The organism is Candidatus Margulisiibacteriota bacterium (assembly GCA_041661965.1).
Lineage (GTDB): Bacteria > Margulisbacteria > WOR-1 > O2-12-FULL-45-9 > XYB2-FULL-48-7 > XYB2-FULL-45-9.
This window is the reverse complement of record JBAZTH010000002.1, coordinates 1-22,574: the sequence shown is the minus strand read 5'-3', so window position 1 is coordinate 22,574 and position 22,574 is coordinate 1. Positions and strand designations below refer to the sequence as shown.

Here is a 22,574-nt window from a genome sequence, read left to right as displayed (position 1 = left end):
GTGATATAATTGAAGGCGGTAAGAGTGGATTGTAAGGGGCGGAAACCAAGGAGGATTATTTTATGGTTACCATGACCCACGTTGACGGCAAAGATAAAGGTTCGATCAAACTGTATACCTTAAGTACCTGCGTTTGGTGCAAGAAAACTAAGAAACTGCTTAACGATCTCGGTGTCGCTTATGATTATACCGACGTCGATATGCTGGACGTCAACGAAACCGAAGAAGCGCAGGCGGAGATCAAAAAATGGAACCCACCCTGTTCTTTTCCGACCATGGTCATTAACAATAAAAAGTGCATTGTCGGTTATGATGAGGGGAAAATAAATCATGAGTTCAGCAACTGACCAGCTTTTTGATAAATTAAAGGCCGAGGCGGAGGCCGGAGGCTATCACCTCAATCCTGATCAAGAGTTTGCCAAAGATTTAGTGAAAGGGTTATTGGTCAACGAAGCGCGCTATGGTTACCAGGCCTGTCCCTGCCGGTTGGCGAGCGGGAAGAAAGAGGCTGATCTCGATATCATCTGCCCCTGTGATTACCGCGATCCCGATCTGATCGATTACGGTGCCTGTTATTGTGCTTTGTATGTGTCCGAAGAAGTTTTGGCGGGGAAAAAGAAGTTAACCTCGATTCCGGAACGCCGGCCGACAGCTGATCTTAGAGAAGAACTAAAAGGGAAGTCGGCGATCCTGCCGGAAAAGCTGGCCTTCCCGGTCTGGCGCTGTAAAGTCTGCGGTTATCTCTGCGCCCGCGAACAGCCCCCGGAAGTTTGCCCGGTCTGCAAGGCGAAAAAAGAGCGGTTCGAACGTTTCCTCTAAAGCTCGTCCGCGACGATACTTTGCAATTCCCTAACCAGGCTATTCCAATAGCGGGGGGTGCCGGTTTCGGGGAAGTTACGGCTGAAGTCATTCTCTTTTGATTGGACCGCCAGCCAGGCGGCGTAGTGGACGATCCTCATTCCTCTTAAGGCCGGGGCCAGATGCCAGCTCGACTCATTAAAGTTCCGGAAGGTCTTGTACCCCTTAATCAGCCAGGCCGCTTCGTTAGGGGCCTTCTCGGGCTTGTCAGGGAGAAGGAGCCAGAGGTCCTGGGTCGCCGGTCCCAAACAGCAATCGTCAAAGTCGATGATGTAGATCCCTTCGCCCGGCCGGGAAATAAAATTTCCTTTGTGACAATCGCCATGCAAGAGCAAGGTCTCTTCCCGGTCAAATAATGGCTCGCTTTTGGCGATCAATTGTTCGACCGCTCCTTTGAGTGAAGGAGCGAAATCGGGAAGGATAAACCCGGTTTCAATTATTGTCTGGAGATGCTGGCTGGTGACAACGCTGGGCCGCCAGGTCAGGCGTTTGGCCGATGTTAATTTTTCTCCGGTTTGATGGATCTTGGCGATCAGTCGGCCGATCGTTTGCCACCCATCTTGATCGAATTCGTCCATCGCGCGCCCCCACTTTTTCGGGAAGAGGGTAAAATTGAATTGTTCATGGGTGAAGAGGGTTTGGTTGTTGATCGCGATCGGCGTGATTACTGATAGATCGTTTTCCTGTAATTTAGCCAAAAAATTATGTTCCGCCAGGATCGTTTCCCGATCCCAACGGCCTGGACGATAGAATTTAACGATTAGCCTGGAGCCATCGGCTTTTTCCAACTCATAAACCCGGTTGATATAACTGTTCCGTTTGATGCAAATATTGGTTAATTCTTCTCCAATGGTTTTCTCAACCATTTGAAAGATCAGTTCCGGGGTCAGGTTATGCCACAGGCTTTCCATAAGAGTATCTTAGCAGATTAAGCGAGGGGTGGGAATGCAAGATATTTGGCTTAAATATCGATAAATATATAGGAAGGGAGATGCTTAAGATGGCCGACTTACCGGTAATAAACGAAGAAACAGTTTCGCTCGATTTCGCGCCGCTTTGGCTCTCCAGCCAGCATTTTGTCCTGCCGCGTCCTTCAAACATCCGCCGTTTTACGATCGAAAAGAAAAAGGGACGGGTCATTCAGCTCGATCTTCACCAACCGAAAGAACCGGCCCCTAAAGCGCCGACGATCATCATCTTTCCCGGTTGTGCCGGTAATTCATACGACCTGATCAACATTGCCCGTCGTTTTGCCGCGGATGGTTTCCTGGCCTGGACGGTCGATTATTCGGTCGGCGACGTCGCGCGGCATGATTTCAGCGAGTATACGATCTCCGAGCTGGTCGCCGACATCAGTTTGGTGGTCGATTTTGTCCATCAGTTTTCCGGGGTCGATCAGGAACAGCTTTTTATTGCCGGGCACAGCTTCGGAAGTTTTTCTTCTTTCCTTTACGCCGCCCGGAACCACGATCCCCGGATCAAAGCGGTCATCGGCATCTGTCCGGTCTATGATGTGGTCGAGCTTGGCTTCAACCATTTCAACGAATTGACGCAAAAATTCGCCCGTTTGGGCCAACACCTGCGGATCTTTGCCAAACGTTCCAAGCGGCAGATCAAAAAAGTGGTCTTTTTCTTCTGGCGGTTGACCGGCAAGCTTTTCGTGATCAAGAGAAACGGGAGTTGGGCGGTCCTAACCAAGGTCTTTCTCGACGATATCATTGGGGTGAATAGCCGGGAGAAAGTTTTAGGGGACATTGCCGGGATCGAACAGCCGTGCTTGCTCCTTTACGGTGAAAACGATCCCTGGATCAGCGAAGCCAATGTTGAGGAGATCTACGCTGATATCAAAAACGATCATAAAGCGATGAAAGTCTTAAAAGGGGAAGGGCATCTGCCGCTGGACAAAAAAGGAGCCGACCTGATCTACAAATATACGGTCGCTTTCCTTAAGCAATACTGCCCGATCATCCCGGTCAAAAAAGGGGCTTAACCCTTAAGGGCGCGCTTTTCTTTCTTTAAAGCCCGTTTTTCTTTGAGGGACAACTTCGCGACTTTCTTAACGTTCTTATTTCCGCCTTGTTCTTTGTTAGCCATTGTTGCATCTCCTTAAAATTCACGCCACCATCGATCAGCAAATTTAATATTATCATATAGAGCCGCTTAATGCCATGAATTGTTACCAGGAGAACTTGTTTGTTTTTCTTAAATACATTATTATCAGAGAGAAGCCTATTCTTTCTTAATGGAGGAGCCAGATGTCATTAATATATGTTTTGTCGATTGGTCTGTTCCTGGTAATGTTGTTTTTTTCCGGAGTTAAAATTGTTCGTCCAACCCATCGTGGGCTGATCGAGCGGTTTGGCAAGTATCGGAAATTTGCTAATCCCGGTTTTCATTGGGTTATTCCGGTCATTGACCAAATGTATCAGATCAATATTACCGAAGTTATGATCAATGCCGAACCCCAGGAAATAATTACCAATGATAACCTCAATGCCAGAGTCGACGCGCAGGTTTATTTTAAAGTAAAAGAAGATGAAGCCAGCGTCAAGTCCTCCCAATATAGCGTCAATAATTATAGCTACCAGATCGTTAATTTGGCCCGAACGACGCTCCGTAATATAATCGGGACCCTTAGTTTGAAGGCCGCCAACAGTGAACGCGGCCGGATCAATGAGGAATTGCAAAAGACCTTAAAAAAAGAGACCCAGACGTGGGGCCTGGAAATTGTCAGGACCGAGCTGAAAGAGATCGATCCGCCTAAAGATGTTCAGGAGACGATGAATAAAGTTGTTAAAGCGGAGAACGAAAAAATTGCCGCGATCGATTTTGCGACCGCGACCGAGACGATGGCTGACGGCCAGCGCCGCGCGGAGATCAAAAAGGCTGAAGGGATGCGTCAAGCGAAGATCTTAGAGGCCGAAGGGGACGCGCAGGCGATCCAGTTGGTCAACGACGCGGCCAACAAGTACTTTGTTGGCAATGCCCAGGTTTTACGAAAGCTTGAAGCGGTTGAAAAATCATTGGCGACTAACGCTAAGATTGTCGTCCCGGCAAATGGGGAGTTGGTCAATGTTATCGGCGAACTGGCCGGAATAGTGCCGCTCAAGAAATAAATGTATCTTAGTAGGATCTTAACAACAGCCGGCAGCCTTATAACGATCTGTTTAGGGCTGTGGCATTTTTTTGTGCCGAGGCTGTGGAATTGGTATTCATACTTTGATCCTCGCGCGACCGAACTAATTGTCGCCGTTCGGGCGATAAATGTCTTTTTTTCTTTATGTTTAGTCTTGTTCGGCGTCGTAAATATAATCTTTATCAATGGCAATCAGGCCAATCGTTTCTCAATAATTGTTATGCTTTCCGCCACCAGCATCTTATGGCTGACTCGCTGCATATTTCAAATAATATATCCGCAGGGCTCGCTAAATCCGTTAATTCAATATGGAATGCTGGCTTTATTTATTCTAACGACCCTAAGTTTTTTGATCTCTTTGTATCTTGTGAGTACTCAATAAAATACTGCCGCTGCTGAATATCTGAAGCTGCTGAGATGATAGGGGGGGAATAAGCCTTCAAGCCTGATAGCCTTTTGCCTCTAAGTCTTAGCCTTTTCTACTCCCAAAAGCTAAAGGCGAAGGCAGAAGGCGATAGAAGAGAAAAATGCCTCGACCCGATGATCATCAGACCATTCAGCGCCGGGGGCTATCTCAATGATTATACCCAACACCATGGATGAAAAAAAGACCTGAATAGGCAATAATTTGTCAAATAATCATTTTTTTCTCCCCCATGCGTCGAAAAAACTGCTTATTAATTTGCCGACTAATGTTATATTTGAATTCCTCCGAAAAGATTACGACAGCATATAGTTACTTATATATTGGATGTTTATTTTGTATTGTCAGCGGCTATTTGTTCTAATCTTTCCAGTATATCTATCATAGCTTGTGTGTCTTGCTTGCAATATATTTCCAGATGATTCCGAACATTTTCTTTGTCTTTTTCATCGACACTATTAAAAGTAACCCTAATATATTCAGCGGCGGCAGTACCCCCTTCGCATATTTCCAACCCCTCATAGCTGCAATCAGTTAATACGGGTAAAATAGCTTTAATAGATGTACTGCCTTTTTGTTTGGGATCATAGTAAAAGAACTTATCGAAAGGTTCTTCTAAATCAATTATGCGCCCATTAATATTATTATTAAACCAATCACTATATTCTGGAAAGTCTTCAGACGCCTCTTTTAATCTACCTCTTTCAAATTTAGCGTTATAGGTTATTATTGAGCCCCTATCGCCCAATAGTGCTTTAAGCTGGGACAATAATTCGGGCCTGGGATCAACATCCCCTTTGGCTAAATAGCTATGATGTTCTGCTTTTTCCCCGTGCTTCTTTATTATATGCAATGAATATTGGAATGGGATCTTTTGATATGAATGTGTTTTCTCAAAGATAGGGATGGCAGGGTCAATTGTTTCAAAATCTAGAAAATATGCGGGGTATTCAATTTTGTCTATAAATTCCCTAATATTCTTGGTTTTAATTAATGTTGTTCCAGTCTTATGTGCATTAATTTGTTCAATCTTTTGGTCTTTTATCTCGGAAGTTATTGGGATGTCTGATAATTTTGTGATTCCCTTTTCCAGCATTTGGAAGCGAATGCCTTTCATATCCCTTCTTAGCATTAGAACATGATCGGGTGGTAAGATATTGGAGCATTCGTCGTACAATACGCATTTCTTGCAATTTCTGTTAAATATGGTTTTAGGGCGAGCATTGTTTTGTAATATTTCCTCAAGTTTATTTATATTGGCTTCGACAAGGGGGAGGTGGCGATCAATCTCATCATGTACAATCAATTTGATTTTAGGGTCATTCACTTTTTCAGGGGTAATAAAGAGCTTTTCTAATAATAGTTTTTTGCCATCATAAATGTATTTCTTATTAAGATGTAGGATATTAGAATTTCTAATATTTATGCCGGCTTTAGTATATGTATATTTCTGAAATGCAACGTCAGCACAATCAAGGTTAAAGCTCTCACTCAAACAGCAATAATCTTTCTCATCAATCGAATTTTCTGCTTTTACTTCGAGTAAATCCCATGAGTTGTCTTCTGCTGGGATTAATATGTCTGCTAATGCATATGCATGATTATAGATAAACCCTGCCTCAAATAATGGCTTTCGCAATTGTAGTGCTTTTAGCGATTTTTCATGGGTTAGTATTGCCGACGTCTCTTTTTCGATAAGAAGGCCATCAGGAAATAATTTTCTTGCCAATATACCGACTTGAATCCCGCCTTCAATTTTAATTCTTGCGAAAGGGTCAGGTTGTGGAACTTTTGTTGGCTCGTGAATCTTATGCCACAGTAATATTGGACATAATAACCCTTCTCGATATCTAGTCTTCGTAATATAATTCTCATTCATGTTTAACTTATAAACCTCCAGCCTTTATTATCACGTTTGCCAATTACTACTCGGCCTGACACAGAGTTGTCTGCCAGAGAATATAATAATCCTGCTTGTCTCAATTTAAAACCTAGCCATGTCCGGATTTCTAATGAAATGGCTAAACAATGCTTATCTGGGGATAACTCTGCCGCCTCGACCTTACAGTTTCCCCCGCCAACTAACTTAGAGGCTTCTATTGCAATAGTTTGCCAGAGATCAGCTTTATCTGCCTTTTTATTAACCCCATTGAGAAGATTCACTAAGGGTTCGAGCTGAACAGCCCCCCCATTTGATGCAAATTCAAAATATATTGGTATGCCAGTTAATTCACACACACGCAAATCATCGGGGTGACATTGACGGCCACTCCAGAAGCATGATTTAGCTTCTAACGGGGAGCAAAATTTGCCCGCAACAGATTTTATAGCTTCCTGTTCAAGAAGATGTGCTTCTGATAGGCTACTTAGAACAAAGTATTTTTTTAGCGCCTTTTTGCCCGTAACTGCACTTTTATCAAGTTCCGAAGCTAATACTTTCTTCCCTGTTATTTCGCATCTCTCAAGCAACCCAGGCATAACGGTCTTTCCTGTCACTTCACATCTTTCCGCTTCATCTGATAATAGGGGCTTACCCGTTTCCGAACAATAAATGAATTCTTCGCGATGTCCGGTTTTGCCTGAGACTGCGGAGTGTAATTGCTCATCAATGCGATAGCGTTTGCCAGATATTTGGCTAATTGCTATCTCATTCTCAAGAACTTCAGAGTTGCTAAACTCACATCTAGAGAAGAATTGTGGTTCCGCTCTTTTGCCGCTCATGGATGACGTTTTAAGCAAGGATTTAGTAACATATTGATCGGTGATTGCTGATTTCTCAACTTCATCGATTAAGACTCGTTTATTACTTAAAGAACAAATAACAATATGTTCAGGAAGGGCCAATCTGCCACTCAGTTCTGATGGAGTAAGTAAGTGTTTCATCACCCGAGTATTGCTAATAACGCACTTGTCCAGGCAGTCGCGGGGGACAACTCGGCCCGTCTTCATACACTTGTCCATATCGGGGCCCTTATTAATCTCGGCTGTTGACGGAGTTAGTGCCAGCATGCTTGTATACTCAAATCCCGGGTCTAATTGATAAGTCACATCTATTACTAATCTACGATGCATCTTTCCATTAAGCCCCACCAACGATAACTCCAGTCTTGGTGTAAAATCATCCTCAAGTTTCTTCCTTTTGCGAGCATCATCTCCTGCCGCATTCATTTCTTGTGTCCTTCTTTCGGTGTAGAATCGGCAAAATTCCGAGATGCTAGGATCAGAGATCGCCTTTTCATTTAATTTGTCCGTAATTAAACCAACAGAAGTAGGATTTTCAATTATCTCATTTATTGGGTCTAGCCATTTTTTAGACGCGCCACTAAAATGCTCACTTGGGGTACAATCAACTTCAACGAGCCGTTCATATCCATCATGAGCCACAGTTGCCCTAACCCTCATTAGTGCGGTGCCGTTAAAACAACGAACTATTTCCTTGGTAGTTACTGTTTTATATGTGCTACCAAAACTATTCGCCCAGTTAACGCATAGTTCTTCCGCTATTTTCAACGGATTAGTGTCAATATCTTCGACTCGATGCCACCCATCATACGTGATTCCGCTTACTAAACGTTCAAAGGAGGATGATCCCGGCGCATATAAAGTACTTCTTACTCCTATTACTTCGTTGTGATCAAAACGAATTACTTCTTTTTCTCTCCCAGATTCGGCCGAATATAATCCATTTGAAATAGGAGACAATCGCATCCCTTGAGAAGCCAAGGCGGACAATACAAAATTGCGGGCATCCATTGATTGCGTTTGACGAGGCAACCTCGGGCATCTAGGCCCAGAAAATTCGTCGTCCATTCCGCCTAACAATGAATTTATATTGTTTTCTTCTCGCTCTAATTCTTTTTTCGCTTCAGCAATACTATTAGCAGCTGAACGTGCTTCAAGCTCAACGTCTTTTCCGGCCAAAGAGGCTATAACAAGGCGCCGGATTTTTTCCTCAAAACTGGTAGAGACATCCTCTTCATTATCATCTAAATTGGAGGCTTCTAATAAGGCTTCTACATCTCCAATGGCATGTGCGGCCAGCTGCAGCTTTTCCATGAGTCTTCCAACAATATATTCCTCAAAAGTGCCTTGTAATATAATATTAAAAATGCATACGCTTGCATGCTTCGAGGCTAGCCTCTGAATTCGTCCTATTCGTTGCTCAACGATCATCGGATTCCAGGGTAAATCATAATTGATTAACACATTAGCTGCTTGTAAATTAACGCCTTCAGAGCCGGCTTCGGTGGAAATAATTACATGTATTTCTGGAGGAATCGTTTTTAATTTAGCAATGGTAGTTTGATTTCGTGGGCCTGATTCCCCGTTTATTAGACCGCATGATATTCCCCGAGATTCAAGGAAATCTTGGATTGTTATTTGTGTCTCTCTGCGACAAGTAAATACAATCATTCGCCAATGCTCGGGCTGTTCTTTTCTAAGTTTTTCAACTAAGACATTTAGGCCGTTTAATTTAGCAGTTATCGGCATCCGATCAACAACTGCTTGTACGGCTTTGGCTAGTAACTCTGATACTGTCCCCTTACGAGCCATTGTATTTAATTGGGCCGCTAAAGCATGGGGACTGCTTATTAATGCCTGAAGAATAGAGATTTGAGCAAGTCGGTTAAGCTTTTGTATTGGTTTAGCAATAATATCTATTAATTCAAGTTCTTCTTTGGTCGGATCAACTTTATGAAGCTCAACGACCCTTTCCGGAAAATATAGCTTTGCATCTGCGCGCCTTACTCTAGACATGTAACTATAAACAATAGAGCGGAATTCGTCTTTCCTTTCAACCTTTAACTGTCTTGCTTGAGTGCGACCATCAGCAATATATTTCCTGGCAAAAATGCCTTCGCTTCCAAACGGATTCTCGTGCCCACGAGCGACGGTTAATAAATCAATTAATGAATAAAGGTCCCAAAGCCTATTGTGAATAGGGGTGGCAGTAAGCATAAGAACATATTTAAACAGTCTATCTGCTAATGCTTTTCGAAAACGCAACGCGACTTGAGGAGTAGGATCTACTCCATATAGATTACGAAGTTTATGTGCTTCATCAAGGATAAGCATTTCATATCCAACTTTGGCAAGTGCGTCAAAATGTAAACGCGCTGAATGGTAAGTTGTTATAACTGCCCCAGCGTCGTCTGGGGGTTTAGCTTTAACAAGTTTGCTTCCGACAGCTTCAATTGAAGGGATTCCGAATTTTAGGTCGAGTTCTTCTCGCCATTGAGGCATTAGTAGCTTTGGGCAAACGATTAGTATTTTAGATATTCTCCCGCGAGATATTAATTCGCTCATTACCAGGCCGGCACTTATGGTTTTTCCTAACCCAACATCGTCAGCAAGCAATGTTACTGGGAGTCGGCGACAAAATGTCATTAAATTGGTGACTTGATGGTGATAGGGTTCGAGCCGGTCATGCCATTTAGTTTCTGACCTTATATCTTCACGATTTTCGATTACAATGGGCTCCATTAAGTCCCATTCAAGTGCTGCTCGGTATAGGGCGTAATCGTTGGGGTTAGAGGAGTGTCTCAATGTCTTACTATGAAATTGTAGATTAGAGATTGTCATAATAATTTATGTCAGCTATTTAATTATACGCCATTTTTGGGAATAAGTAAGATATTTGCCTTAAATATTTGGCGTTTTTCTTTAATTGAGGGCAAAATAATTGTGTTTATGAGCAGCGGGCGCGCATCTATCTGAATGGGGCTTGAATGTTCGTGCCCGCTGGGGAGGGAGAGGGGTGGGGCGAAGGCTAAAGGCCATCGGCAATAGAAGAGAGAGAATTGCCTCGACCCTCTGGCTCTCAAACCATTCAGTGCCGGGCAATCACTCTGATTATACCCAACACCATTCATGGATGCAAGAAAAAAGACCTACACAGGATGTGAGCTTGTCAAAGAAGCGGTTTTTTCTCCCCCATACGTCGAAAAAACCGCTTCTTGATATATGCCCATACAAGGGGCGCTTTTAAGCTGTGATTTTTGAACTATTCTTTCCCAAGCGTTCAAGTTCTTCGCTGTAATGGGAGAAACCATGTCGTACTTCAATATTCTGCCTTCTAACGCTTCTTCGAAACATTTTTATTTGTTTGTCTGTCCATTTAGGATGTATATAATATTCTTCGCTGGTCTGTTCCCTCCGGGGGTAATAACTTTCAGAGATTTGGTCTAATGGGCGATATCTACAATCAGATATTTGCACTCCCCAACTCTTACATCGTCTTATCTTTGTTAGCATCTCACGATAATCATGCTCGTGATTGTAAAGCATAAACACATAGATATCTTTTGCCGGATATCCAGCAGCAACAAGCATTTTGATCTGCTTCTTAATTAGCTTCCATTGATTATAACCATGGTCCCATGCAATTCTAGGGTTAATAAACCTGGCCTGTTTAAGCATCTTTGCTATTTCTGGGGTAAGCAATCTCCCATCAATTCCGCACTGGCTCTCAGAATACACCACTCTTCCATTATGCTTCGCATTCATTAGTTCTTTTAAAATATCTTTAATAAAGGGGTTTCCCAATAAATTGTTATCATAGAATATAATTCGATTACTACATATCTCGTCTTTAATACTCTTTTTATGAGTGAAGCGGGGCTCTATCCTCCAAGTTCCACAAAACGCACATCGTCTCAGACAGCCCCGTGAAGTATGAATAATTTGATAATCGACGTTAACTAGTTCATAAGCTGGGCGAAATTTCTCAACCTTTTCATTTACCCCAATAAATACTTCATCGCATCCCGATTGCTTGCAGTGTTCCGGCATTAAGGACGCATAGATGCCGCCAACAATAACTTTTGCCTTTGGATAGGTCTCTTTATAATATTTGACGCTTTCCCATACATATTTTGACCAATACGTAAATAAAGATGTAATTTTTATCTGATTCGGATAAAAATCATCAAAATATTGATTACCCCTAACTAACTTAATGACATCTCCCTTATCCCTATGATAGCTCGCGAGCTTAAGTAGCCCGATTGGTAAAAAGTCCCTATGATTTTTACTCTTGGCGGGTATTGGGAAATTTGGCTCAACTAACAATATTTTTTTCTTTGTCATGTCTTATTAATTTTATTCAGAATATCGTCCGAGCGCTTACTAATCTTTCCGAGCTCAAATATGCACTTTTTAACTAGCTGATCCCCATTATCAATAATATCCTCTTCGATACTTGAATTAGCTAGCCACTCTCGGAATCTATGCAATTTTTCAAACACCGCATTCCCAGCACCCCCGGCATATGCTCTCTCGTAAGCATCCTCAAATTTGATTTTGCCAGAAATGAATCCTTTTATTATTTTGGGGGTTGATTTTGAAATGGGGACTAATTTATCTCTGATATCTATGGCTTTAGTGATTTCGCCGACTTTGATCTTACAAACAATTGAATGATCGAAATCACTATGTGTTTCTCTTGCCCTGCTAATGTCTCTTGATTTAAGATATTCCTCATAATAACTCCAATGATTTATGTCTGTGTCGTTGTGGGTAAACATAAACTCATATACTTCAACGAGATGTTCCATTTCGCTTTTCTTTAAGCCTAATTCGTGCTGTATCTTCTCTAAGGAGACCTTTTGAAGCTTATGCCTTCTATATAGATAGCCAGCCTGTTCATATGGCTGCCAATCCTTTCTCCCAATTATATGATATTCGCCTAAAAGGGTGAACACCAGATCGTTACTTATATCATGAGGGAGAATCTTGCATTTTATCTTTCCCCACTGGATAGGGTCCTTTTTTGATAAAGTTCTATAAGCAGCTAATCGGCTATTTCCTTCTAACACAACAAAGTCCCCACCTCTGACAATAATGGGGTCGGTCAACCCTCCATTTGCCTTTATCGATTGAATCAATAAACGAACATGTTCTTTGTCGGATAGCCTTTCTTCTATTTCGTTTTGGCTAAGCGATTTTTCTCCCGCATATATAATCGAATATATCCTAGGATTATCCGCGTAATATTTAAGCTTTTCATGATTGATGAACCCAGATTCAACTTCTATCTCTTTTCCACTGATTGTTATATAGTCTTTTGTAAAAACATCTTTTTTCATGACCAGCCCCCCTGTTATTTAATGTTCAGAGCTTCCTTGAAGATATCAATAAATGAATATGATATTTGGCTGCTAAAATATTCTTTCGATATATCTCCATGGGTTAGTTTTGCCGATAGTTCTTTTGCCCGCAATAATGCATCTATCCATAAATCCACAGAGTCTTCCATGATCAGATTGTACACGTAGCACTTTTTTGTTTGCGATATTCTATGGATTCTATCTTGGGCCTGAGAATAATCATCTAAGCTGAAGGACCTATCATAAAAGATCGCATGATTCGCGACCGTTAATGTTAAGCCCTCCTTAGCCGCTCCGGGGGTGGCTATCAACACCTTCACGTCTTTCTCTTTAATAAATTCATCAATAGAGCAATTTCGATCGACAATAGGCATTTTCCCGTGCACTTTTCTTGGGTTAAATTCCTTGAGATAAACAAATAACTGGTCAGCATTTTCAGTAAAAGTTGTCCATACAATGCATTTTTCATTTTTCCGACATATATTTAAAACAAGCTCGTATAAATATGGGCATTTACCAGGCTCTTCTGAGTATTTTTCGTCTACTAGTTTTGGGTTGGATGCGATTTGAATCAATCGTAATAACCTTTTCAAGATCATCTCGGCGTCTTCTTCTTGGGGGATGCCTTCCTTCACCACAATAGCCTTCATGCTGTCGCGTATATCCCTATACAAATCATATTGTTTTGGCTCCCAAGAAGTAATAATGTTTTCAAATATTTTATCTGGTAATTTAATGACGCCACTGCTTTTCGTTTCTCTTACGGTAAACCCTGATATTTTATTAAAAATATCGGATAAGTAGTCTTCGAACGCCCCTTGTCTCTTCTTAGAGTCTTTTAACCCCTTATCAAGGTCAGTATTTGCCTTAAATTCATCAAAGGCATCTCCCAAACTCATCCCACGATCTAGAAAATATATTTGCGACCAAATATCATATGGTCGATTTGCCACAGGCAGTCCTGTCATTATTATTCTTTTATGAAATAATGGGGCTAGTTCGAATAGCGCTTTCGATACTCCAGATTTGTGATTTTTTATCTTTGTTGACTCGTCCAGGATAACGGCCACGGTCCTTGTTTTGAGAAACAACTTAAATCTTTCTTTTTCTGTTTTTATCGCTTCGTAGTGAGTAATCATAAGGCGAGAAGGGCTATTAAAAGCGAAATAATTTGATCTTTTGTTTTGAGTGATTAATCTTGGTCGAATATGGCTGTGCGCAGAAAACTCTTTTTGCCAATTGCTTATTAATCCCTTTTTGACTACAAATAATACAGTGTCTACGTATTTATGTTCTAGCCAATAGAGCATTACATCAATTGCAATTTTTGATTTTCCAAGGCCTTGTTCGTGAAATATTGCAGCATATTCTAGGTCGCAAACGGTCTTAACGGCCTGATCTTGGTATGGGAAAGCCTTGAACTTTGGATTAATATTGGGCTCCTTGTCAAGGTTTATTATTTGCATAAATTAATAATATAATGGGTTAATCATTTCTGTGTGGACTTGTTCACAATGCAGCTTTTTCTTCAACACATCGATTATTGATTTTGCGCAATTAATTATATTAAGCGGGGTTGCAACTACCAATTTGCAATCGCTGTTCTTTTTGCAGTATTCTAAATAGGCGGTAAATTGAATTTCTGAATGATCGGACTCCAGGTCTATTTGGGTTGTTTTCGCTTCGCCAATAACAATATTTTTACTTTTTCTTCCTTGAGCAAATACATCCGGCTTGCAAGTGTTTATTGAGGGAGGGAGCTCGTCGGTGAACATTGCGTTTTCGGAATCGACGTATAAGATCATTTCTTCATTGTAGTATTTGTGTACCCATTTTACGATTGCGCCAACCAGCGTTTTATGCGTAGTCGATTCGGGCAAATTATTGCTCACTCCCCTTGATTAAATTGGAAAAGGAGATCAGCTCATCTTTCGTTTCTAGCAATGCTTCCAATTCAGGGGAGGATGCGTCTTCTTTGTACCTTGTGATTTCCTCGAAGTTAATTTTCCTAAGTTTCTCAGAAAGCAGTTTGGCAACCTGTATCAAGGACAGGCTGCTTTGGTCGGTTTGAATTATTGCCGAATCGATAAGCGCTAGGGCCGCTTTGTCCCCTCTAGTCATAAATAGTTCTTTTGCTCGTTTATCTGACAATATTGCGGGGAGCCTCCTGACGTTTTCCAACCTCGATATTTTCCTGTCACGGACCCATATAGAAAAATCATTAAGGTTGTTTCCAGAATTAATAATTGCTTCCTTTATTCTTGGCTTCTGTAGCTCAACGAAAGCGCTAAATCTTGTTTCGTCAAATGAACTATCGTCTTCAAGTACTTTTCTGTAATATTGCTCCATGTCTTCGTATGCCGCGATCAACTCTTGGTTTTCCTTTGATTTTCCCCCACAATAGTCAACAACTTGATTCCAAGTAAGATGCTCGCTATCCCTTAAATGTTTAAGGTATCTTGCTTTTGCGTATGGTTGCCATTGACGAACACCAACTAAATGCGCTTGTAGCCTTATTGCATCAACTTGGGCCTCACTTAAATTTTCATGAATAATGCAAGGTATTGTTGTCCAGTCGCCATCCACTTTATTTTTTTGAAAATCCATGTAAATTGCTAATCTTGTATTGCCTTCAATCACCATATATTTCCCATTACTTTTTTTATTCACTAATATAGGATGAATAACGCCATTATTTGTTTTAATAGCTTCTTTTAAGCTGAAAAAACTTGGGCCAGCCTCTGCACTCCCGGGCTCTGCAACGCCCAGGGCTAAATATAATTGTTCTTGCGATACATCGGTGTACATCTTGAGCCAGTGTGCGATTCGTGGGTTTGTTTTGTCCAGTTCTATTTGTGAGATGGGCAATCTGTCGTATTTCATGGTTGACCTCCTAAGCATAACAATTAACAGTTATTATACAACTATTTTATTGTTTTTATAGTATATTCTGGCGATAGCGGGCGCGCATCTATCTGAATGGGGCTGAATGTACGCGCCCGCTATGGGAGGGAAGAAGACAAAGGCATCCATGAATGGGCTGGGTATAATCAGCTGGCTAGCGCGGCACTGAATGGTTTGAGAGCCAGAGGGTCGAGGCATTTTCCCTTTACAGCGAACCATCGCTGATGTTGGGCGGCTTGGAGGCGACGAATGTTGCCGACAAGCCGCCCTATTATTATGATCGGCCGAAAAATCCCCTTCCGCCGCAGGGTCGCGCAGCGGGCCGGAGGCGGCATCGACGCTATCGGAATACAATATTGCCTTCTATGCCTCTTTCGAATTAAATGCCACTTTTCGCTGTGCCTTTTTATGCCTTTTTTTCTTTCTCCAGCTTTCTCATGATAGCATTTTTTTCTTCTTTCCTGTCAAGGGGTCGTTCGCTGATATACATCATTTGAGCCGCTAAGCCTTCTAAGGTAGCTCGCGCCCCTCTGCTACGTCGGCAAAATATCATATTCGAGGTATCGAGTAATATTTTGCCTCCTCCGCGCCCTCCGCACATATGCTCGGCATCTAACTCGCATATGTGCTCCGGGTGACAGGAAGAAAAAAATGCTAGGTCCATTTCATCTTGTTTCAGGAGGTGGCTCATATGTCTCGCATTGCTGGTTTCGTTGGTTCCCGCTCGCTTCCCGCTTCTTTTTCCCCGTTCGTTGCCTCTTTGGTCTCCGCGTTCCGGGCTCGTGGCTTCCTGGTGGCCTCCGGTGGCGCAGTTGGGGCTGATCAGTTCGCCCTTTCCGCCCTGGTTGAGCAGGGGGCATCTGCTTCGGGGGTGGTCTTCTCGGCTTGGTCTTCGGCTGGCGGGTTTCCGGTCTCGGTCCGTCCCTCGGTTGGGCGTTTTCTGGCCGCTGGTGGTCAGGTGGTTTGGGGTTCGGCTTCTCCCGGCGCGGCGCGGCAGCAGGCGGTCTCCGCGCTTCTGGGGCGCAATCAGCGGCTTATCTCTGCCTGCTCGTGCCTGGTTGCTTTCCTGCATGGTTCGTCCCGGGGCACGCTGTTCACGGTGCGTCAGGCAGTCAGGCGCGGCATTCCGGTTTATGTGTTTCTCTGCGGCGGTGGGGCCTCATTGCCCGCTGATCTCGCCAGTCATTGCTTCGTTTTAAACAAGCCTGCCATACCGGCAGGCAGGGAGGTGTTTTAGTATGCCGTTTTATCCAATTCACCCTTGCTGTTATTGCGACAAGAGGCAAGCCGGGGTTATCTGTAGTATGGCCCAAAAGGTCGAGTGCAATAAGTTCTTGGCTTACATCCAAAAACTTAATAGCATGAACGCCCAGCAAGTTTTGATAAAAGAGCTTAAGTATTTGATCTCAAATAAAGGAGGAAATTGACCATGAAAGCAGCAATCTATACCAGGGTCTCTACCGATAGCCAAGCCGATGTTGAGTTTAATTCCTGTGCGACCCAGGAGTCAAAGATCAGGTCGTTTGTTAGCAGTCAGGAAAAGATGGATATTTACAAGGTCTATTCGGACCAGGGCTACACGGGCGCAAATACGGACCGCCCGGCGTTGAAGGAAATGCTCCACGATATACAGCAAGGCAAGCTCGATATAGTTATCTCGTACAAGATCGATCGGCTGACCAGATCGCCCAAAGACTTCTATCAGCTTATAGAAATATTTGAGAGGCACAACGTTAGCTTCCTTTCGATAACCGAGCGCTTTGATACCTCAACGCCATCCGGTCGACTGCTACGGAATATAATGCTGACCTTCGCCCAATTCGAGCGGGAGCTTATCAGCGAGCGGATCAGGGACAAGATACTCGAGAAGGCCAGAAAGGGGTTGTGGGGGCCTGGCAGAGCACCATTTGGCTACGAGAGGGATGGCAACAAGCTGGTCATCGTTCCCAAAGAGGCCGAAATAGTCAAAACTATCTTTGAGGACTTTTTGGAGACCCATTCAACACAGCGGATTTACGACAAGCTTAAAGCTAATAAACAGTTTACCCGCTCCGGCCTGCCTCATTCTAAAACCGGCTTAGATTCGATCCTGAAAGGCGTTGTCCATGCCGGGATGGTCGAGCATAAGGGGACAATATATCAGGGCCTTCACACGCCGATCATCTCCAAAATGATTTTCGATGAGGTCCAGAACATCAGGAAAGACCATATTCGGCCCAAGAAGATGACAACCTTTAACTTTTCGCTATTTCCCGGCTTGATCCGCTGTAAAGAGTGCGGCTCGGCTATGTGCGCGGTGTTCACCAACAAGGTCAAATATGCCAATAACAAGCGGACCAGATATTTCTACTACCGCTGTTCAGTTATCGATAAGCGAGATCGGTCATTCTGCGACATCCGACAGGTGAGCGCCGACCGGCTGGACAAGTTTATCATCGATAACCTTGATAGGATCAGGAATAACAGACAATACCTTGATAGTTTGACCTACGTGCTCAATAACGATAGCAATGGTGGCTTGAGTGGGTGCGAACCAGGTGGGGGTTACTCACCGATAAAGACCGAAAGAGTCCAGGAGATACTAAAAGCCGTCATTGACGCGGCAAAACTGAAGGGAAAAACTGAGAAACGCCTGGTCATAAAAAGGCACATCGAAAAGGTCATTTATTCGAAAGAGACGATAGAAGTCAAACTATTGTATTCCGATAGCGTCGATGCCGCCTCCGGCCCGCTGCGCGACCCTGCGGCGGAAGGGGATTTTTCGGCCGATCATAATAATAGGGCGGCTTGTCGGCAACATTCGTCGCCTCCAAGCCGCCCAACATCAGCGATGGTTCGCTGTAAAGGGAAAATGCGCCATGAAGGACTTGAACCTTCAACCAACTGATTAAGAGTCAGCTGCTCTACCAATTGAGCTAATGGCGCTTAAAACCTAGACGGATATGCCGAGGACAGGAGTTTCCGCCAAAGGCGGATGCGCCTTCGGCGCAGAACCGGGTGTCTGCCTCGATAATTCAAATGGGCGAGAGAGGATTTGAACCTCCAAGCCTTACGGCACATGGTCCTAAGCCATGCGTGTCTGCCAGTTCCACCACTCGCCCTTGTGGATAGGAAACGGGCCCGAGAGGGATCGAACCTCCGACCTACGGATTAGAAATCCGTTGCTCTATCCAACTGAGCTACGGGCCCCCAAGGTTAGCGGGAGACGAGATTCGAACTCGCGACATCCACCTTGGAAGGGTGGCGCTCTACCAACTGAGCTACTCCCGCGCCCCTAATAACCTTTTAATTGGGCCCAGGATTATTCTTCTTTGAGCGTACTGCCGCTTTTGTTCATCCACATCGCGAACAGGATCAGCAGCAGGCCGACGGTAACGATGATCGTCTTGATCTCGAAGCCCAGGTTCTGCACGGTGAGCGGCAGGATCAGGATCGCGACCAGGTTCATGACCTTGATCAGCGGATTGAGCGCCGGACCGGCAGTATCTTTGAACGGATCGCCGACGGTATCGCCGATGACCGAGGCTTTGTGAGCTTCGCTTCCTTTGCCGCCATGCAAGCCCATTTCGATCACTTTTTTAGCATTGTCCCAGATCGCGCCGGAGTTGGAGAGGAGCACGGCCATGATCTGTCCGACTATGATCGCTCCGACCAGGAAGCCCCCCAAAGCTGCGGTGCCGAAAGCAAACGCGACGATGATCGGGGAGACAACCGCTAGGATTGCCGGGCCGATCAGTTCTCTCTGCGCGGCGATGGTGACGATGTCAACGCATTTATCGTATTCCGGTTTGTTCTTTCTTTGCATAATGCCGGGGATCTCGCGGAACTGCCGGCGAACTTCTTCCACGACGGTGATCGCCGCTTTACTGACCGCTCTGATCAGGAATGAAGAGAAGAGGACCGGGATCGAACCGCCGATCAGCAGGCCGATGAAAACATCGGGTGAATTGATCTGAATGCCGGTCGCGATCAAGCCGCCTTCTTCCACGAAGGAGCGGAAAAGGGCGATCGCGGCGATAACCGCGGTCGCGATGGCAAAACCCTTGGTCAGCGCTTTGGTCGTGTTGCCGACCGCGTCAAGCTTGGAAACGATCTTTTCGGCGCGGCTCCCCTGTCCGCGATAGGTGCCGGACATTTCAAAAATACCGTTGGCGTTATCGGCGATCGGGCCGTAGGTGTCCATCGCCAGAATGAAGCCGGTGGTGGTGAGTAGCCCCAGGCCGGCCAGCGCGACGCCGTAAGCGGAAAGAGCGACGTTGCCGCCGAAGATCGCCATGGAGGCGAAGATCGTGGCGGCGATGGCGATGATCGCCCAGAAGGACGATTCAAGCCCGAGGCCGAAACCGGTCAGGATCGTGGTCGCGGAACCGGTCTTGGCCGAATGCGCGGTCTCTTTGACCGGCCGGTGTTCCGTATGCGTGAAGTAGTTGGTCATCGCTTCGATGGTGATCGCCAGGATGATACCGACCAGGGTGGCCAGCGAGAAGCGCCAGTCGGGGAGGCCGGTCTTAGGGTCTTTTAGATAGAAGTAATTGACGGTCACAAAGCCGATGATCGAGGAGATGGCCGCGACATAGAAGCCGAAGTTGATCGGTTTCATCGGGTCGCCGATCTCTTCAGTATCTTCACCGCGGACCGCCCAGGTCCCGATGATCGAAGCGAAAACTCCGATCGCGCGGACGAGGAGCGGATAAACGATCAGCTTGAGGGCCATTAGCGAGGCCGCGGCGCCGTAGTAAAGCTGGAATTGCTTGTCGGCCAGAGTGGCGGCGCCAAGGATGATCGCCGCGACGAGGGTGACTTCATAGCTTTCGAACACGTCCGCCGCCATACCGGCGCAGTCGCCGACGTTGTCGCCGACGTTATCGGCAATGACCGCCGCGTTGCGGGCGTCATCTTCCGGGATGTTCTGTTCGACTTTACCGACGAGGTCGGCGCCGACGTCAGCCGCTTTGGTGTAGATGCCGCCGCCGATTCTCATGAATAGGGCGACCAAACATCCACCGAAACCGAAGCCGACGAGAACTTTCATCGCGTTCTCGCGGAAGATCAAGAAAATTGCCGTTGCGCCGAGCAGGCCGAAGCCGACGGTGAACATGCCGGAAACCGTCCCGGCCTGGAAGGCGACTTCCAGTGCTTTTTTAAAGCTGGTCAACGCGGCGTTGGCTACGCGAACATTGGCCCGGACCGCCAAGCTCATGCCGACATAACCGGCGCCGGCCGAGGCGATCGAACCGAGCAAGAAGGCGATCGCGATCCCCAGCGGGAGGGTTGGATTACCGGCGTAAACCGGCAGGTAAATGAAGTACAGGGCGATGCCGATCAAGGCGATAAAAATCCCCATGACCTTGAATTGGCGGGAAAGATAGGCGCTGGAGCCGTCCTGAATCGCTTTGGCGACCTCCACCATTTCTTTGGAGCCGGCCGGGGCGTCGAGCACCTTCCAAGCGAGATAGATCCCGTACAAGATAGCGATGATAGCGGAACCGAAGACGAACCAGAGCAGATTCATTTCAACCATTCGCAGGGCCGGAAGCACAACATTTGATTCAGACATTTTTTTCTCCTTTCGAAAATTAAAATTAAGCCCCAAGAAAAGCCAATTTATTTTAACAAATTAGCGGACAAAACACAAGACGGCCTTTCCCGGCGTTGACAATTGGCCGTCTTGGCATTACAATTGCCCCTTGTGTGCCTGCGATGGGGAATGGCTGCTTAATAATTAGGCAGTCATAATTTTTAATTAAGAAAGGTAATTGTTAGTGCAAGGTCTGATTTTATCGTTCCTAATTTTGGGGCCGATCGCTTTTGGTCTGGCCGCCTATTTTGCCAAGGGCCCGCTCTTGCGCAACTTCTTGATTATTGCCGCGGCGGTGGTGACCGCTGTTTTCGGCTTGCTTCTCCCTTTCCAGGGTTCGTTTAACTTCTCTTTGTCGGCTTCTTACGCCGGTCCGGCTTTCCTGATCGAACTCGCCTTAATTTCCCTTTTCATATATATAGGGGTTAATCGGCGCAACTGGCTGGTTGCTGGTTTGGCCGGGGTTCAGTTGGTCCTGGCCCTGGTCGAAAAATTCTATCCCCGCCATGGCGAAGAGCAGGCCGCGACCTTTGTGATCGACCCATTGTCAATCATCCTGGTTTTGATCATTTCGGTCATTGGTTCGCTGATCCTGATCTACGCTATCGGTTACATGGCCAAGCATGCCGAACATTCCCCGAAGAGTGCCGCGCCGCTCGGGCAGTTCTTCTTTTTTCTGATCGCTTTTCTGGGCTTTATGAACGGCCTGGTCCTGGCCAACGATTTCCGCTGGCTGGCGATCTTCTGGGAAGCGACCACCCTTTGCTCTTTCATGCTCATCGGGACCGATGGGACTGAAGAAGCTAAACAGAGCGCGACCCGGGCGATCAACATTAATATCTTCGGCGGGACCGCGCTAGCCTTAGCTCCGGTCCTCGCTTTGTACCAGGGTGGGGGAGAAAGTCTTTCCGGCATTATGAGCGCTGGATTGTTGATCCCGCTGGCCCTGATCTGTCTGGCTTCTTTTACTAAATCAGCCCAACTGCCGTTCCAGAGCTGGCTGCTGGGGGCGATGGTCGCGCCGACCCCGGTTTCCGCCCTTCTTCATTCCAGCACCATGGTCAAGGCCGGTTCGTACATTATATTGAGGATCGCGCCGGCGATGATCGGCACGCCGCTGGCGAACATTATCGCGATCATCGGCGCCTTGACCTTTATGGGGGCGTCCGCTTTGGCGATCGGCCAGAGCAACGGGAAAAAAGTCCTGGCCTATTCGACGATCGCCAACCTCGGCTTGATCGTCGCCTGCGCCGGGATCAATACGCCGCTCGCTTTTGCCGCCGCGATCATGATCCTGTGCTACCACGCGATCTCCAAAGCCTTGCTCTTCCTTTGCGTCGGTACGATCGAGCAGACGATCGGCAGCCGCGATATCGAGGATATGAGCGGGATCATGTTCAAGATGCCGGTGACGACGACTATCGCGATCATCGGGATGATCTCGATGCTTGCCTTGCCGTTCGGTCTCCTGATCAGCAAATGGATGGCGATCGAAGCGGCGGTCCGTTACCCACTGGTCCTTTTCATGATCATTATCGGCAGTGCTCTGACGATCTTTTTCTGGGC

At 45.6% G+C, this 22,574-nt stretch carries 16 protein-coding genes and 4 tRNA genes; 7 read left to right on the top strand and 13 right to left on the bottom strand.

What is annotated here, in order from left to right; genetic code table 11:
- Positions 1-62 precede the first annotated feature (62 nt).
- Both WC772_02950 and WC772_02945 read left to right on the top strand, forming a co-directional pair.
- Positions 63-347 carry a glutaredoxin family protein gene (locus tag WC772_02950; protein ID MFA6169710.1) on the top strand — a complete coding sequence of 95 codons (285 nt, stop codon included), beginning with the start codon at positions 63-65 and terminating at the stop codon, positions 345-347.
- Complete coding sequence (locus WC772_02945) at positions 331-819, top strand: ferredoxin-thioredoxin reductase catalytic domain-containing protein (protein ID MFA6169709.1); 489 nt, start codon at positions 331-333, stop codon at positions 817-819. Before WC772_02950 ends, WC772_02945 begins: the two co-directional genes overlap by 17 nt.
- On the opposite strand, the gene WC772_02940 is transcribed toward WC772_02945, so the two are convergent.
- Positions 816-1,769 (bottom strand): serine/threonine protein kinase, encoded by a 954-nt coding sequence (locus tag WC772_02940; protein ID MFA6169708.1) that lies wholly within the window; start codon positions 1,767-1,769, stop codon positions 816-818. The genes WC772_02945 and WC772_02940 overlap by 4 nt on opposite strands.
- Positions 1,770-1,858: 89 nt before the next feature.
- On the opposite strand from WC772_02940, the gene WC772_02935 reads away from it, so the two are divergent.
- Together WC772_02935 and WC772_02930 are read left to right on the top strand one after the other, a co-directional pair.
- A complete protein-coding gene (locus tag WC772_02935) occupies positions 1,859-2,848 on the top strand; it encodes an alpha/beta hydrolase (GenBank protein MFA6169707.1) in 990 nt (329 codons plus the stop codon).
- A 265-nt stretch (positions 2,849-3,113) separates the two neighbouring features.
- The gene (locus tag WC772_02930; protein ID MFA6169706.1) at positions 3,114-3,974 is read left to right on the top strand and encodes an SPFH domain-containing protein; all 861 of its coding nucleotides are present in this window, start codon (positions 3,114-3,116) and stop codon (positions 3,972-3,974) included.
- Positions 3,975-4,749: 775 nt separating this feature from the next.
- Here WC772_02930 and WC772_02925 read toward each other — a convergent pair.
- From WC772_02925 to WC772_02895, 7 genes are all read right to left on the bottom strand, one after another.
- On the bottom strand, positions 4,750-6,297 hold the full coding sequence (locus WC772_02925; GenBank protein MFA6169705.1) for a DUF2779 domain-containing protein: 1,548 nt from the start codon (positions 6,295-6,297) through the stop codon (positions 4,750-4,752).
- A 2-nt stretch (positions 6,298-6,299) separates the two neighbouring features.
- On the bottom strand, positions 6,300-9,776 hold the full coding sequence (locus tag WC772_02920) for an SNF2-related protein (protein MFA6169704.1): 3,477 nt from the start codon (positions 9,774-9,776) through the stop codon (positions 6,300-6,302).
- A gap of 627 nt (positions 9,777-10,403) precedes the next feature.
- Positions 10,404-11,507, bottom strand: a complete 1,104-nt coding sequence (locus WC772_02915; GenBank protein ID MFA6169703.1) for a Fe-S oxidoreductase — start codon at positions 11,505-11,507, stop codon at positions 10,404-10,406.
- Complete coding sequence (locus WC772_02910) at positions 11,504-12,505, bottom strand: ParB N-terminal domain-containing protein (protein MFA6169702.1); 1,002 nt, start codon at positions 12,503-12,505, stop codon at positions 11,504-11,506. Before WC772_02910 ends, WC772_02915 begins: the two co-directional genes overlap by 4 nt.
- A 14-nt stretch (positions 12,506-12,519) precedes the next feature.
- Positions 12,520-13,992, bottom strand: a complete 1,473-nt coding sequence (locus WC772_02905) for a DEAD/DEAH box helicase (protein MFA6169701.1) — start codon at positions 13,990-13,992, stop codon at positions 12,520-12,522.
- A gap of 3 nt (positions 13,993-13,995) precedes the next feature.
- Positions 13,996-14,331, bottom strand: a complete 336-nt coding sequence (locus WC772_02900; protein MFA6169700.1) for a hypothetical protein — start codon at positions 14,329-14,331, stop codon at positions 13,996-13,998.
- A 76-nt stretch (positions 14,332-14,407) separates the two neighbouring features.
- Complete coding sequence (locus WC772_02895) at positions 14,408-15,409, bottom strand: ParB N-terminal domain-containing protein (GenBank protein ID MFA6169699.1); 1,002 nt, start codon at positions 15,407-15,409, stop codon at positions 14,408-14,410.
- Positions 15,410-16,121: 712 nt separating this feature from the next.
- On the opposite strand from WC772_02895, the gene WC772_02890 reads away from it, so the two are divergent.
- Complete coding sequence (locus WC772_02890; GenBank protein ID MFA6169698.1) at positions 16,122-16,667, top strand: DNA-processing protein DprA; 546 nt, start codon at positions 16,122-16,124, stop codon at positions 16,665-16,667.
- 192 nt (positions 16,668-16,859) lie between these two features.
- A complete protein-coding gene (locus WC772_02885) occupies positions 16,860-18,317 on the top strand; it encodes a recombinase family protein (GenBank protein MFA6169697.1) in 1,458 nt (485 codons plus the stop codon).
- Here the strand turns inward: WC772_02885 and WC772_02880 are convergent.
- The 5 genes from WC772_02880 to WC772_02860 form a co-directional block, all read right to left on the bottom strand.
- A tRNA-Lys gene (locus tag WC772_02880) sits at positions 18,283-18,355 on the bottom strand. The two genes, WC772_02885 and WC772_02880, sit on opposite strands and share 35 nt — an antisense overlap.
- A gap of 94 nt (positions 18,356-18,449) precedes the next feature.
- Positions 18,450-18,531 (bottom strand) — tRNA-Leu (locus tag WC772_02875).
- A 14-nt stretch (positions 18,532-18,545) separates the two neighbouring features.
- Positions 18,546-18,619: transfer RNA gene (locus tag WC772_02870), tRNA-Arg, on the bottom strand.
- Positions 18,620-18,627: 8 nt separating this feature from the next.
- Positions 18,628-18,700: transfer RNA gene (locus WC772_02865), tRNA-Gly, on the bottom strand.
- Positions 18,701-18,731: 31 nt separating this feature from the next.
- Positions 18,732-20,987 carry a sodium-translocating pyrophosphatase gene (locus WC772_02860; GenBank protein ID MFA6169696.1) on the bottom strand — a complete coding sequence of 752 codons (2,256 nt, stop codon included), beginning with the start codon at positions 20,985-20,987 and terminating at the stop codon, positions 18,732-18,734.
- A 205-nt stretch (positions 20,988-21,192) separates the two neighbouring features.
- On the opposite strand from WC772_02860, the gene WC772_02855 reads away from it, so the two are divergent.
- The coding region (locus tag WC772_02855) for a proton-conducting transporter membrane subunit (GenBank protein ID MFA6169695.1) at positions 21,193-22,574 on the top strand (1,382 nt) is incomplete at its 3' end.

Excerpts from the sequence above, each read along its gene's own strand:
- WC772_02915 (MFA6169703.1), bottom strand. The coding sequence starts at position 11,507 with ATGACAAAGAAAAAAATATTGTTAGTTGAGCCAAATTTCCCAATACCC.
- WC772_02945 (MFA6169709.1), top strand. The coding sequence starts at position 331 with ATGAGTTCAGCAACTGACCAGCTTTTTGATAAATTAAAGGCCGAGGCG.
- WC772_02885 (MFA6169697.1), top strand. The coding sequence starts at position 16,860 with ATGAAAGCAGCAATCTATACCAGGGTCTCTACCGATAGCCAAGCCGAT.
- WC772_02925 (MFA6169705.1), bottom strand. The coding sequence starts at position 6,297 with ATGAATGAGAATTATATTACGAAGACTAGATATCGAGAAGGGTTATTA.
- WC772_02890 (MFA6169698.1), top strand. The coding sequence starts at position 16,122 with ATGTCTCGCATTGCTGGTTTCGTTGGTTCCCGCTCGCTTCCCGCTTCT.
- WC772_02910 (MFA6169702.1), bottom strand. The coding sequence starts at position 12,505 with ATGAAAAAAGATGTTTTTACAAAAGACTATATAACAATCAGTGGAAAA.
- WC772_02950 (MFA6169710.1), top strand. The coding sequence starts at position 63 with ATGGTTACCATGACCCACGTTGACGGCAAAGATAAAGGTTCGATCAAA.
- WC772_02905 (MFA6169701.1), bottom strand. The coding sequence starts at position 13,992 with ATGCAAATAATAAACCTTGACAAGGAGCCCAATATTAATCCAAAGTTC.
- WC772_02860 (MFA6169696.1), bottom strand. The coding sequence starts at position 20,987 with ATGTCTGAATCAAATGTTGTGCTTCCGGCCCTGCGAATGGTTGAAATG.
- WC772_02930 (MFA6169706.1), top strand. The coding sequence starts at position 3,114 with ATGTCATTAATATATGTTTTGTCGATTGGTCTGTTCCTGGTAATGTTG.
- WC772_02900 (MFA6169700.1), bottom strand. The coding sequence starts at position 14,331 with ATGATCTTATACGTCGATTCCGAAAACGCAATGTTCACCGACGAGCTC.
- WC772_02895 (MFA6169699.1), bottom strand. The coding sequence starts at position 15,409 with ATGAAATACGACAGATTGCCCATCTCACAAATAGAACTGGACAAAACA.
- WC772_02935 (MFA6169707.1), top strand. The coding sequence starts at position 1,859 with ATGGCCGACTTACCGGTAATAAACGAAGAAACAGTTTCGCTCGATTTC.
- WC772_02940 (MFA6169708.1), bottom strand. The coding sequence starts at position 1,769 with ATGGAAAGCCTGTGGCATAACCTGACCCCGGAACTGATCTTTCAAATG.